Annotated in this window: 12 protein-coding genes; 4 read left to right on the top strand and 8 right to left on the bottom strand. The window is 68.2% G+C overall.

What is annotated here, in order from left to right; genetic code table 11:
* Positions 1-8 precede the first annotated feature (8 nt).
* Entirely contained in the window at positions 9-617 is a 609-nt protein-coding gene (locus tag ACSFBM_RS08650) for a glutathione S-transferase family protein (protein ID WP_435483990.1), read from the bottom strand.
* A 124-nt stretch (positions 618-741) separates the two neighbouring features.
* Between ACSFBM_RS08650 and ACSFBM_RS08655 the strand changes: the two genes are divergently transcribed.
* Positions 742-1,209: an Lrp/AsnC family transcriptional regulator gene (locus tag ACSFBM_RS08655; protein ID WP_435483991.1), complete on the top strand. Its 468-nt coding sequence runs from the start codon at positions 742-744 to the stop codon at positions 1,207-1,209.
* Positions 1,210-1,226: 17 nt separating this feature from the next.
* Here ACSFBM_RS08655 and ACSFBM_RS08660 read toward each other — a convergent pair whose 3' ends face one another.
* Positions 1,227-2,129, bottom strand: coding sequence for an SDR family oxidoreductase (locus ACSFBM_RS08660; RefSeq protein ID WP_435483992.1), 903 nt, complete (start codon positions 2,127-2,129; stop codon positions 1,227-1,229).
* Positions 2,130-2,296: 167 nt separating this feature from the next.
* Between ACSFBM_RS08660 and ACSFBM_RS08665 the strand changes: the two genes are divergently transcribed.
* Positions 2,297-3,205, top strand: a complete 909-nt coding sequence (locus ACSFBM_RS08665) for a CoA transferase (RefSeq protein WP_435483993.1) — start codon at positions 2,297-2,299, stop codon at positions 3,203-3,205.
* 18 nt (positions 3,206-3,223) lie between these two features.
* On the opposite strand, the gene ACSFBM_RS08670 is transcribed toward ACSFBM_RS08665, so the two are convergent.
* A complete protein-coding gene (locus ACSFBM_RS08670) occupies positions 3,224-4,144 on the bottom strand; it encodes a hypothetical protein (protein ID WP_435483994.1) in 921 nt (306 codons plus the stop codon).
* A 37-nt stretch (positions 4,145-4,181) separates the two neighbouring features.
* A complete protein-coding gene (locus ACSFBM_RS08675) occupies positions 4,182-5,087 on the bottom strand; it encodes a DMT family transporter (RefSeq protein WP_435483995.1) in 906 nt (301 codons plus the stop codon).
* Positions 5,088-5,343: 256 nt separating this feature from the next.
* Here ACSFBM_RS08675 and ACSFBM_RS08680 point away from each other — a divergent pair, with 256 nt between their 5' ends.
* Positions 5,344-6,033, top strand: coding sequence for a DUF1294 domain-containing protein (locus tag ACSFBM_RS08680; RefSeq protein ID WP_435483996.1), 690 nt, complete (start codon positions 5,344-5,346; stop codon positions 6,031-6,033).
* A gap of 3 nt (positions 6,034-6,036) precedes the next feature.
* Here the strand turns inward: ACSFBM_RS08680 and ACSFBM_RS08685 are convergent, their stop codons facing one another.
* Positions 6,037-8,466: a YgiQ family radical SAM protein gene (locus ACSFBM_RS08685; RefSeq protein ID WP_435483997.1), complete on the bottom strand. Its 2,430-nt coding sequence runs from the start codon at positions 8,464-8,466 to the stop codon at positions 6,037-6,039.
* A 146-nt stretch (positions 8,467-8,612) separates the two neighbouring features.
* Between ACSFBM_RS08685 and ACSFBM_RS08690 the strand changes: the two genes are divergently transcribed.
* Positions 8,613-9,575 (top strand): bifunctional helix-turn-helix transcriptional regulator/GNAT family N-acetyltransferase, encoded by a 963-nt coding sequence (locus tag ACSFBM_RS08690; protein WP_435483998.1) that lies wholly within the window; start codon positions 8,613-8,615, stop codon positions 9,573-9,575.
* A 145-nt stretch (positions 9,576-9,720) separates the two neighbouring features.
* Here the strand turns inward: ACSFBM_RS08690 and ACSFBM_RS08695 are convergent, their stop codons facing one another.
* The 3 genes from ACSFBM_RS08695 to ACSFBM_RS08705 all read right to left on the bottom strand — a co-directional run bounded on the left by ACSFBM_RS08695 (position 9,721) and on the right by ACSFBM_RS08705 (position 12,503).
* Entirely contained in the window at positions 9,721-10,503 is a 783-nt protein-coding gene (locus ACSFBM_RS08695; RefSeq protein ID WP_435483999.1) for a 3-hydroxybutyrate dehydrogenase, read from the bottom strand.
* A 48-nt stretch (positions 10,504-10,551) separates the two neighbouring features.
* Positions 10,552-11,301 (bottom strand): acetoacetate decarboxylase, encoded by a 750-nt coding sequence (locus ACSFBM_RS08700; protein WP_435484000.1) that lies wholly within the window; start codon positions 11,299-11,301, stop codon positions 10,552-10,554.
* 71 nt (positions 11,302-11,372) lie between these two features.
* Complete coding sequence (locus ACSFBM_RS08705; protein WP_435484001.1) at positions 11,373-12,503, bottom strand: patatin-like phospholipase family protein; 1,131 nt, start codon at positions 12,501-12,503, stop codon at positions 11,373-11,375.
* Positions 12,504-12,530: the final 27 nt, after the last annotated feature.

The following is a 12,530-nucleotide window of genomic DNA, read 5'->3' on the forward strand; positions in this document are numbered from 1 at the left end:
CTCGTCGTTCAGACCTGCGGCGCGCCGAGGAACACGGGCAGGTTTTCCGCTTGCGCGGCATGCGCCGCCAACGCGGGGAAACCGCCGGACGAGATGAGCTCGGGCAGCATCAGCTGCGTGAAGGACCACGCCACGGCGCTCGACACGCCGGCCTGCGTCATCGTCGTTTCCTCGGCGGACAGAGGCGAAGCGGCCACCTCCGTTTCGAGCGCCGAATACGCGGCCATCAATTGGCTTCGCACGCGGTCGACCCACGGCTGGTGCAGCTTCTCGGCCGGCCGCAGCTGGTGCTCGTAGACGATCTGCACGGTCTTCTCGCAGGCCGCGAGCGCGAGCCCCGTGAGGCGCAGTGCACGCAGCCGTCGGGCGGGGTCGGCGGGCATCAGGCTGCGCCCGCTCAGCGCCTGGGCATGGTCGATGATCAGCGTGGAGTCCATCAGCACCGTGCCGTCGTCGCACACCAGCGTGGGCGCCTTCACCACCGGGTTGATCGCGCGGAAGTGCTCGAAGGTGCTGAAGACCGAGACCGGCCTGTGCACGAAAGGCAGGCCGAGCAGGCGCAGCGAGATGGCGGCGCGCCGCACGTAGGGTGAGTCGAGCATGCCGACGAGTTGCATGGGTTCTCCTGGAAAAATGAGAACCACGATAGCGGGCGTGCCGCGCGCGCAGAAGCGCAATCCATCGAAAATCGCGGCCGCAAACCGATCAGGCATCGGTCCCTACACCCCTGACTTCGCCCTCATGAACATCGACAGGAAAGACCGGCTGATTCTCGAAGCGCTGCAGGCCGACGCGCGCCAGAGCCTGGCCGCCATCGGCAAGCGCATCGGCCTGTCGCAGCCGGCCATGAGCGAGCGCGTGCGCAAGCTCGAGGAGGCCGGCGTGATCGAGGGCTACGGCGCGCGCGTCAATCTGCGCGCGCTGGGCGTGGGGCTGCAGGCCATCATCCGCATTGAGACCACGCACGCGGGCATCGCCAGCTACCTGAAGCTGTTCGAGGCCATGCCCGAGGTGCTGAGCGCCGACCGCGTGACGGGCGAAGACTGCTTCATCGTGCGCTGCGCGATCGCCGAGCCGGCCGACCTGGAGCGCGTGGTGGACGCGCTGGCGGTCGATGGTGCGGTGACCACCTCGCTGGTGTTGTCGAGCCCGGTGAACAAGCACGTGACGGTGCACGCGGCCCGGTCGGCGATGTCGCCGAAGAAGTAGGCAGTGAGCCCCGCGAATCAGCGCTGGGCCTTGTCCTTCTGGTTCTGCGCCTCGATGCGTTCGCGCGCGGCCAGCCAGTCGGCGTCGCTCCACTGGCGCAGCTCGTAGAAGTTGCCGCCGGTGGCCAGCGCATTGCCGCCGTCCATCATGATGCTCTGGCCCGTGAGCCAGTCGCACTGGCCCGGCGCCATCAGGAAGGCCGCGAGGTTCTGCAGCTCGCTCATGCGGCCGGTGCGCGCCATCGGGTTGTGCAGCTTGCTGCGCGCGCCGGGCTCTTCGCCGGGGTTCAGGCGCTTGCTCATGCCTTCGGTGGGAATCTCGCCGGGGCCCACGGCGTTCAGGCGAATGCCGTGCCGCGCCCATTCGACCGCGAGCGACTTGGTCATCACGTCGATGCCGGCCTTGCTCATGGCCGAGGGCACCACGTAGGGGCTGCCGTTGTCGACCCAGGTCGTGATGATGCTCATGACGCTGCGGTAGGCGTCGCCGCTCTTCCACTCGCCCGCCTTGGCCTGCGCCACCCAGCGCTTGCCCACGGCCTGCGTCACGTAGAAGCTGCCGTGGAAGACGATGTTGGCGACGGCATCGAAGGCGCGCGGCGAGAGGTTCTCGGTGGGCGAGACGAAGTTGCCCGCCGCGTTGTTGACGAGCCCGGTGAGGCCGCCGCTCTTGAACAGGCTATCGACCATGTCGTCCACGCTCTGCGCAATGCGGATGTCCACGCCGAAGGTGTCGATGCGCCGGTCCGGGAACTGCTGGCGCCATTCGGCCGCCGTTTCCTCGCAGACCGCCTGGCGCCGCCCGCAGATGACCACGTCGGCGCCCAGGCTCAGGAAGCGCTCGGCCATGGCCCGGCCGAGGCCGGTGCCCCCGCCGGTCACGAGGATGCGCTGGCCGCTCATGAGGGAAGCTTCAAACATGTCTGTCTCCTGTTCGTTGAGGCAGCGGCAAGGTGGATGTGGCTGCCACCAGCGGATGCTACGCGCGGGGCGGCACGGCGGCTTGCGGGAAGTGGCTCCTTGCGGGACTTCGGGTGCAGATGCACCGGGTGAGAATGTGTGAAACAAGTTCCCTGGAGACAAGACCGATGCCGAGTTCCGCCAGCCCTGCCAGCTCCGTCAACGCCGCCGATGCCGCCAATGCCCCTGCCGCGCCGCTCGCAGGCGTGCGCATCGTGAGCCTTGCGCTCAACCTGCCCGGCCCCGCCGCGCTGCTGCGCTGCCGCGCGATGGGCGCCACCTGCCTCAAGCTGGAGCCGCCGGGCGGCGACCCGATGGGGCTGTACAACCGGCCCGCCTATGCCGCGCTGCACGAGGGCATCGAGATCCGCGCCGTCGACTTGAAGAGCGAAGCCGGCCAGCAGCAGCTGCACGCCGAACTCGCGAAGACCGACGTGCTGCTCACCTCGTTCCGCCCCTCCGCGCTCCACAAGCTCCAGCTCGACTGGGCCACGCTGCATGCACGCCACCCGTCACTGTCGCAGGTGGCAATCGTCGGGGCGCCGGGCGAGCGCGCCGAGGAGCCGGGGCACGACCTGACCTACCTCGCGGAAAGCGGGCTCGTCACCGGCACCGAGCTGCCGCCGACGCTGTACGCGGACATGGGCGGTGCGCTGCTCGCGAGCGAGGCGGTGCTCAAGGCCATGCTGCTGCAGTCACGCAAGGCAGGCGGCGTGTACCTCGAAGTGGCGTTGAACGCCTCGGCCGACTGGCTCGCCCTGCCCCGCACCTGGGGCCTGACGCAGCCCTCGGGCGCGGTCGGCGGCGCGCACGCGGGCTACCGCGTGTACCCCTGCGCCGACGGCCGCGTCGCCGTGGCCGCGCTGGAGCCGCATTTCGCAGCGCGTCTGTGCGAAGCGGCGCAGATCGCATCGCGCGACATGATGGCGCCGGCCACGCACGAGGCGCTGGCTGCATGGCTGGCAGGCCGCACGCGGGCCGAGCTCGACGCCATGGGCCGCGAGCGCGACGTGCCGCTGCTCACGCTGGCGGACTGATCAAGCCCGCCGGCCCGCTCATTTAGGCGCGCCGTCGCGCTGCCGGTCTTCGCGCTTGAGCGCGAGGTAGGTGTCGAGGTCGACCTCGTGCAACTGCCGCGGGTATTGCTCGGCCCCGGCGAACCAGCGTCGCTGCCGGCGGTCGAGCTGCTCCGCCCCCGGCCCAGGCGCCGCGAGGTAGGCGTCCAGCGTCAGGAAGTAGCGCATCGCATTGCGTTCCACCAGCCCGCGCAGGCCGCGGATGTAGTCGGGCTGCCCGTCCGGCGTCTTGCCCAGCACGGTGAAGCCCACCTTGTCGCTGCCGAAGGTCGCCAGGTAGGCCATGGTGCCCAGCCGCACCATGGTGTTGTGGTCGTAGCTGTAGCTGAAGTGCAGGAAGCTCTTGCGTTCGTCGAGCGCAATGGCCTCCAGCGTCACGTGGTAGTTGCTGGTGCCCAGCGGCCCGCTCTCGGCCGTCAACTCGACCGACAGGTGCTCGGGCGTCGCGCTGGCCACGCGGTAGACGAAGGGCAACTCGAAGGCCTGGTCGAGCGGCTTGTCGTAGCGCCGCACCACGTAGAGCGTGAGCGCTTCGCGCCCCTGCGGTGCGCCGGCCGCGACGCAGCGCCGGTTGTTGATGTGCAGGGTGAGCACGTCGCACCAATGGGCCGAGCCCTTGAGCGTGGCGCTGATCTCCGACAGCGGATGGTCGACCACCGCGTAGACGTCGCCCTGCACGCCGTCGGCCGTTTCCGTGGAATCGAGCTGCACCGGCCGCCCGAAGCTGCTGTGGTCGAGCTTGTCGCTCAGCCGCTGGTGGGTGGCGCGCAGCGCCTGGGCGGAGGGGTTGTCCGGCGCCGCGGCCCCCGCCAGCACCGAGGCCGAGAGCAGCAGCGCCCCCGCCAGCGACCTTGCAGGAATGTGCGTCCATGAAGCCGACGGGTGGGGCGAACTGCTCATGGGGCCACACCATACAACGGCGTGGCCGTCCGTGCCTTCAGTCGGATGACACGGTCTTGCCACCTCGCACCAGCAGCGGCATGGCGCCGGCCAGCAGCAGCGCTCCCACCCATTGGCGGGGCGCCATCGGCTGCGCGAGCAACGCCGCGGCCAGCAAGGCGGCCACCAGCGGTTCGACCAGCGTACCGACCACCGCCGCCGTCGGCGACAGCCGCCGCGCGCCCCACGCAAAGGCCAGGTAGCCTACAGAGGTCGTCACCACGCCCGTGTAGCCCACGCCGACCCATTGCGCCGCACCCGCCGGCCAGGTGATGCCGCCCGGCCACGCGACGACCACCATGCACAGCGCCGCCACGGTCATGCCCCAGGCCGAGGCCGTGACCGCGGGCACCCGCACCGGCATGCGCGCATTGCACAGCACCACCATCGCGTAGCAGAAGGCAGAGCCAAAGGACCAGGCCAACCCGGCCGCATGGCCCGGTGCGAGAGGCCCCCAGCCCGCGGCCGGCATCACGAGCAGCAGCACGCCCGCCACGGCGAGCAGCAGGCCGCCCATCAGGCGCAGGCCGAAGCGCTCGTAGCCGCGCAGCACCGACACCAGCGCGACGATCACCGGCGCGCAGCAGATCGAGATCACCGTCGGCAACGCCGCACCCAGGTGCGCAATGCCGGCGAACCAGCAGCTCACGTTCAGCGCCATCGCCGCGCCCGTTGCCAGCATCTGGAAGCGTTCGCGCCGGGTCAGGTCGGACCACCGTGCAGCCGGACTCGCGGGCGCGTGCCAATGCAGCCACCAGAGCAGCGGCAGCCCCAGCGCGAAGCGCGCGAGCGACAGGCTCTGCGGCGCAATGCCGCCATCGATGAGGAATTGCGCCACCAGCGCACCGCCGCCCCACAGCGCGCCGGCCAGCAACACGCCGCCCCAGGCCAGGGCGGCAGACATTCTTGCGTTCATTGTTGAAAGTTCTCCATGACGCCCGCCATGGCCGATCGATCAAGGATCGGCAATCAGCAGCGGGCATGACCAACCGCACCGCCGGCCGGCCTCGGGGCACGGACGGCGGCGACCACTTGCGGGTCTGAGCGCGGCACGGGGCGCGCGTCAGCTTCGGGTCGATGGAGGGGGAGAACGGTACAAGGCCATGGGCGCCGATCTTAGGCGCTCGTCCATGCGCACGGCAACGGCGAGAATCCCGCCCATGAAACGCCAAGGCACGCTCGTTCGATGGGAAAAGGACCGGGGCTTCGGCTTCATCCGCAGCCCCGATGTTTCCGCCGATGTGTTCGTGCACCTGCGCGATTTCACGGACCGGGGCACGGCGCCGCAGGTCGGCATGAAGCTGACGTTCGAAGAGATCCATGTGGGCGGCAAGGGGCCGCGTGCGGTGGCGGTGCAGGCCGACAGCGCCGTGCAGCAGCGTCCGCAGGAGCGACAACGACAGCCAACGCGCCCTGCCGGTTCAGCTCGCACTCGGAATGTTCGCGCCACCAGCCGCCACAGGGACGCCGCGCCCTCTTCTTCGTCGTCGCTGCCGATGGCCCTGCTGCTCCTGTGCTACGCCGCGCTGCTCTTCTACGGCGTATGGACCGCGCGCATTCCGCCGATCGCGCTGGGCGTGTTGCTGCTGCTCAGCCTGCTGACCTTCTTCATCTACGGCTTCGACAAGAACGCCGCCGAAACGGGCCGCTGGCGCACCGCGGAAAACACGCTGCACCTGCTCTCGCTGGTCGGGGGCTGGCCGGGCGCATGGGTGGCGCAGCGGCTGTTCCGCCACAAGGTGCGCAAGACGAGCTTCATGGCCGGCTACTGGGCCACGGTGCTGGCCCACCTGGCGGCCGTGGGCGCCTGGGTGGGCAAGCTGCTGCCGGCGGGTCTGCCGGCCTTCTGAAGCTCAGCGCGGCTTGCGGATGCTGCCGCGCACCGGGCCGGCAGCCTTGCGTGGCGCCGGCGCCGAGCCGTTGTCGCGCGGCGGCAGGCCAGTGTGCTGCGTGAGGATGCGGCCCTTCATGGGCTTCACCGGCGCCAGCTTCACCGGCGCGGCCTTGGCAGCCACCGGCGCTGCCGTCGAGTTCTTGCGCCGCGCGCTGGTGTAGCCGCCGTCGGTCAGCGGCTGCCACGTCGGGATGAGATGGTGCTTGCCGTTGCCGATCAGGTCGGCACGGCCCATGCTCTTGAGCGCCTCGCGCAGCAGTGGCCAGTTGTTGGCGTCGTGGTAGCGCAGGAAGGCCTTGTGCAGGCGGCGGCGCTTGTCGCCGCGCACGATGTCCACCGTCTCGCTCTCGCGCGTGATCTTGCGCAGCGGGTTCTTGTTGGTGTGGTACATCGTCGTGGCCGTGGCCATCGGGCTCGGGTAGAAGGTTTGCACCTGGTCGGCGCGGAAACCGTTCTTCTTGAGCCAGATCGCGAGGTTCATCATGTCCTCGTCGCTGGTGCCCGGGTGCGCAGCAATGAAGTACGGAATGAGGTACTGCTTCTTGCCCGCCTCGGCGGAGAACTTCTCGAACATCTGCTTGAACTTGTCGTAGCTGCCGATGCCGGGCTTCATCATCTTGGTAAGCGGGCCCTGCTCGGTGTGCTCGGGCGCGATCTTCAGGTAGCCGCCCACGTGGTGCTGCACCAGCTCCTTCACGTACTCGGGCGACTGCACGGCCAGGTCGTAGCGCAGGCCGGAGCTGATCAGGATCTTCTTGATGCCCTTCAGCGCACGCGCGCGGCGGTAGATCTTGATGAGCGGGTCGTGGCTGGTGTTCAGGTTCGGGCAGATGCCCGGGTACACGCAGCTGGGCTTGCGGCAGGCCGACTCGATCTCGGGCGACTTGCAGCCCACGCGGTACATGTTGGCCGTCGGGCCGCCGAGGTCGGAGATGGTGCCGGTGAAGCCCTTGACCGAATCGCGGATGGCCTCGACCTCCTTGATGATCGAGTCTTCCGAGCGGCTCTGGATGATGCGGCCCTCATGCTCGGTGATCGAGCAGAAGGTGCAGCCGCCGAAGCAGCCGCGCATGATGTTCACGCTGAAGCGGATCATTTCCCATGCGGGAATCTTGGTGGCGCCGTCGTGGCTGCCGTTCTCGTCGGCATAGCTCGGGTGCGGGCTGCGGGCGTACGGCAGGTCGAACACGTGGTCCATCTCGGCCGTGGTGAGCGGGATGGGCGGCGGGTTGATCCACACGTCGCGCGCGGTGGCGCCCTCGCCGTGGGCCTGCACCAGCGCGCGGGCATTGCCGGGGTTGGTCTCGAGGTGCAGCACGCGGTTGGCGTGCGCGTAGAGCACCGGGTCGCTGCGCACCTGTTCGTACGACGGCAGGCGGATCACCGAATGGTCGCGCGGCGGCACCTTGATCTTGGCGCGCGAAGCCAGCGCCGGGTTGGGCATGAAGGTCAGCGGCTTGATGGCGGGGTTCACCACCGAGGCGGGCATCGCGGGCATCCCGGGAATAGGCCCGCCCGAGGCAGCGGCCTCCGCGGCCTTGGCGACGGCTTCGGCCTCGTCTTCCTTGGCGCAGGTGGCGCCGTTGGCCTTGGCCTGCTCGGACACCATCAGGTAGGGGTTGACGTGGGCCTCGACACGGCCGGGTTCGTCGACGCTGGTGGAGTTGATCTCGAACCAGCCTTCGGGCGTTTCGCGGCGCACATAGGCGGTGCCGCGCACGTCGGTGATCTGCTGCACCGGCTCTTTCGCGGCCAGGCGGTGCGCGATTTCCACGATGGCGCGCTCGGCGTTGCCGTACAGCAGCAGGTCGCACTTGGCATCGACGACGATGGAGCGGCGCACCTTGTCCGACCAGTAGTCGTAGTGCGCAATGCGGCGCAGGCTGCCTTCGATGCCGCCGAGGATGATCGGCACGTCGTTCCAGGCTTCCTTGCAGCGCTGCGAATACACGATGGCCGCGCGGTCGGGGCGCGAGCCGCCGACGTCGCCGGGGGTGTAGGCGTCGTCGCTGCGGATCTTGCGGTCCGCGGTGTAGCGGTTGATCATCGAATCCATGTTGCCGGCGGTCACGCCGAAGAACAGGTTCGGTTTGCCCAGTGCCTTGAAGGGCTCGGCGCTCTGCCAGTCGGGCTGCGCGATGATGCCCACGCGAAAGCCCTGCGCCTCGAGCATGCGGCCGATCACCGACATGCCGAAGCTCGGGTGGTCCACATAGGCATCGCCCGTGACCACGATGATGTCGCAGCTGTCCCAGCCGAGGGCGTCCATTTCCTTGCGCGAGGTCGGCAGGAACTTGGCCGTGCCGAAACGCGCCGCCCAGTACTTGCGGTAGCTGGTCAGCGGCTTGGCGGCACGCGCGAAAAAGGAGACGTCGACGGGGGCGTTCATCGGTGGAAGTGACAGCGCCGTGGGAGCACCGTTGTGGGCAACCCTCGATTTTAGGGTTTTCCTCCATCCGTGTCGCGACAAACATCCTGTGACCGCGCCGCCGGGAGGCCTTCATATGGTTGCCTTGGTCAACCAACTGAATGACAATGGCAACCATGCAAGAGTCCACCGCCAACCCATCCGTCGCCATCGACGCCACCGCCGTCAAGGCGATCCGGCAATTCAACCGCTTCTACACACGCCGCATCGGCGCCCTCGACCCCTACCTCGGCAGCCCCATGTCTCTGACCGACGTGCGCGTGCTGTACGAGCTGGCGCACCGCGAAACGGCGGTGGCGAGCGAGATCAGCCGCGACCTCGGGCTCGATGCCGGCTACATGAGCCGCATCCTGCGCCGCTTCGAGGCCGAAGGCTGGCTCACGCGCGCGCCGCACGCACGCGATGCGCGCCAAAGCGTGCTGTGCCTGACGGAAAGCGGCCACGCCGCATTCGCGCCGCTGCAACAGAAATCGCGCGAAGAGGCCGCCGCCCTGCTCGCCCCGCTTGCGCCGGCGCAGCGCCAGCAACTGGTGCAGGCCATGGGCACGATGCAGTCGCTGCTCGACCCGCAGGCCGGGCCAGCCAAGCCCCAGGCCGCCGTGCTGCGCGACCCGGCACCCGGCGACATCGGCTGGGTGGTGCAGCAGCACGGGGAGGTCTATGCGCGCGAGTACGGCTGGAACAGTCAATTCGAGGCGCTGGTCGCTGGTATTGCGAGCGAGTTCCTGCTCAAGTTCCAGCCCGAATGGGAGCGCTGCTGGATCGCCGAGCTCCACGGCGAGCGGGTGGGCGCCATCTTTGTGGTGCGCAAGTCGCACACCGTCGCCCAGCTTCGCATGCTGATCCTGGCGCCCGGCGCGCGCGGACTGGGGCTGGGTGGCAAGCTCGTGGACGAATGCATCGCCTTTGCGCGGCTGAAGGGGTACAAGAAGATGGTGCTGTGGACCAACAGCTGCCTGCTGGCCGCGCGCGGCATCTATGCCAAGCGGGGGTTCAAGCTGGTGCAGTCGGAGCCGCACGAAGGGTACGGCGCGCCGCTGGTGGGCGAGACCTGGGAACTGAAGCTGTAGCAGCTGCTCCAGTCTTGCTCCTTCCCCTCCCGGGGGAAGGCTGGGATGGGGGCAGGCTTGCGATCACGCGCCGCGTTAAAACGAACGCCGTCGTGCCCCCACCCCTGCCCTCCCCCAGGAGGGGAGGGAGAAATTCAATTCAACGTCACTGCATGAACCAGCCGTGGCTCACGACCAGCGACTGGCCCGTGAGCGCATTCGTCGGAAACCCCGCGAACAGCAGCGCGACGCGCGCGACGTCTTCCGTGGTCGTGAATTCCCCGTCGACCGTCTCCTTCAGCATCACGTTCTTGATGACTTCCTCTTCGCTGATGCCCAGCGTCTTGGCCTGCTCGGGAATCTGCTTCTCGACCAGCGGCGTGCGCACGAACCCCGGGCAGATCACGTTGGCGCGCACGCCGTGCTTGGCGCCTTCCTTCGCGACCGTCTTGGCCAGCCCGATGAGGCCGTGCTTGGCCGTGACGTAAGGCGCCTTCAGCAGCGAAGCCTCCTTCGAGTGCACCGAGCCCATGTAGATCACGCTGCCGCCGCGGCCCTGCGCATACATGTGCTTCAGGCAGGCCTTGGTGGTGAGGAAGGCGCCGTCGAGGTGAATGGCGAGCATCTTCTTCCAGTCGGCAAAGCTGAACCCTTCCACCGGATGCACGATCTGGATGCCGGCGTTGCTGATCAGGATGTCGATGCCGCCGAAGGCGGCCGCGCCCTCTTCCACCGAGGCATTGACCTGGTCTTCGTTCGTCACGTCGACCGCCACGCCGATGGCCTGCGCGCCCGTGGCCTTGAGTTCAGCCGCGGTGGCGTCCGCCGCTTCCTTGTTCAGGTCGGCAATGATGATCTTGGCGCCTTCCTGTGCGAAGAGGATGGCGATTTCCTTGCCGATGCCGCTGGCCGAGCCGGTGATGTAGGCGACCTTGTCCTTGAGTTGCATGGTGAGTGTCCTTGGGTGAGAGTCGGGGTTGAAAAGTGACGGCTGGAATCAGGCGAGATAGTCGTGTTCGACGGTGCCGAGCGCAAGCGTCATGTCGGCGATGTAGTGCACGGCCGACTCGACCTTCAGCACCGGCAGGTCGGCCACCGGCGCCAGCGCGTGCGGATGCAGCTCCAGCGAGGCCGGCGCGGTCCACGCGCCGTGCAGCGTGACGTCGACCATGTGATAGCGCACCAGCTCGCAGATGCGCGCGGTGCCGTCGACGTGCGGAATGATCTTGAGCAGGAAGTTCGGCTGCGCGATGCCCGCGAGGATCGGCTCGGGGTCGAGCGCGCGGTGCTTGAAGCCCATGGTGGCCTTGGCCACGCGCACCTTGCCGTAGTCGAGCGTACCCACCACCACGTCGGTTTCGTAGTCGAGCACCGGCGAGGCCAGTTTCTTCGGAAAGCCCCAGAGCTCGCGGCCACCGGCGATGGGCGGATGGTCGTTGAGGTACATCGCGTGAACGTAGGCGCCCTTCTCCACGCCCCTGGCCGTGCGCAGCTGCACAGGAATGACCTGGCCCGACTCGGTGTAGTCGCCGAAACCGGTGGAGTCGGGCATGCGGATGAACTCGTACTTGACCAGCGGTTCGACCACCTCGAGCGGCTCGGGCACCACGGCGCGCAATGCGTCCATGTCGGTGCGGTAGGTGACGATGAGAAATTCGCGCCGCATGAACCGGTACGGACCCGGCGGAAACGCGGGACTGGTCAGCGGCATGGCGAATGCGGTTCGCCGCACATCTTCAATGTTCATGAACATTTCCTCCTGTTGAAGTGACGCGCCCAGTCTGGCCAGGGTTTCTTAGTCGAAGCTGAATCCCCGCCCTACACCGAGAAGCCGGGCCGCTTCACGCGCCCGGTGCCGTGCTCGCCCAGGTCGAAGGTGGTCACGCCGTTGACCGTGGCGTCGGCGCGCAGCGTCTCCGGATGCGCCAGCGTGATGCGCATGTCGCGCGCGCCCGAATCCCAGTGCTCTTCCACCGCGGCGCGCGAGAACTCGTAGTCCTTCGATTCGAGCTCGTAGGGCTTGTCGCGGTAGATCAGGTGAAAGATGTCGATCGGCTCGTGGGTGAGCTGCGACTGCACCGCGAGCACGCTCGGGTCGTTGCGCAAGCCGGCCGGCAGCTTGGTGATCAGGTCGGCAATGGCCTGCTGCAGGTTCATGTTGGCGGCCAGCGCGTCGGTGTTCATGCGCGTGCGGCTGGAGTAGGTGATGTCTTTTTGCCGCTCCAGCACGCCCGCCATGGTGCGCGGCATTTCGCCGCGCGCATTGAACAGGTCGACCTGCAGCACCACCAGCGGCTCGGTGCGCGGATGGGTGTCGAGCACGTACTGCAGCGGTGTGTTCGACACGATGCCCCCGTCCCAGTAGTCGTCCCCGTCGATGGTGATGGGCGCGAAGCCCGGTGGCAGCGCGCCGCTGGCCATGATGTGCTCGGGGCCGATGCGCTGGCGCGTGTTGTCGAAGTACACCGAGTTGCCGGTGCGCACATTGACCGCGCCCACGCTGAAGCGGGCTTCGCAGGCATTGATGCGGTCGAAGTCCACCAGCCTCTCGAGCGTGGACTTGAGCGGCGAGGTGTCGTAGTAGCTGAGCAGCGGCGCGGCACCGCCCATGAGCAGCGCCGGCGCATAGCGCGGCTCGAAGAAGCCCGGAATGCCCACCAGCGAGGCCATGGTGGCGCTGTACTGGTTCTGCGTGGCACGGTCGCCCATCCACGAAGGCAGGCGCTGCGAAGGGCCGGAAGACACCAGGTGCCAGAACTCGCGCAGACGGTCGACCCGCTGCCCGGGCGCGTTACCTGCGATCAGCGCCGCATTGATGGCGCCGATGGACACGCCGGCGATCCAGTGCGGCTCCAGCTCGGTTTCACTGAGCGCCGCGAACACGCCCGCCTGGTAGGCACCGAGCGCGCCCCCGCCCTGCAGCACCAGCGCCTTTCGGGCACTGCGCATGTCTTCGCGGCGCGAAGCAAAGGGGTT

Source organism: Variovorax pasteuri, assembly GCF_051216435.1.
Lineage (GTDB): Bacteria > Pseudomonadota > Gammaproteobacteria > Burkholderiales > Burkholderiaceae_C > Variovorax.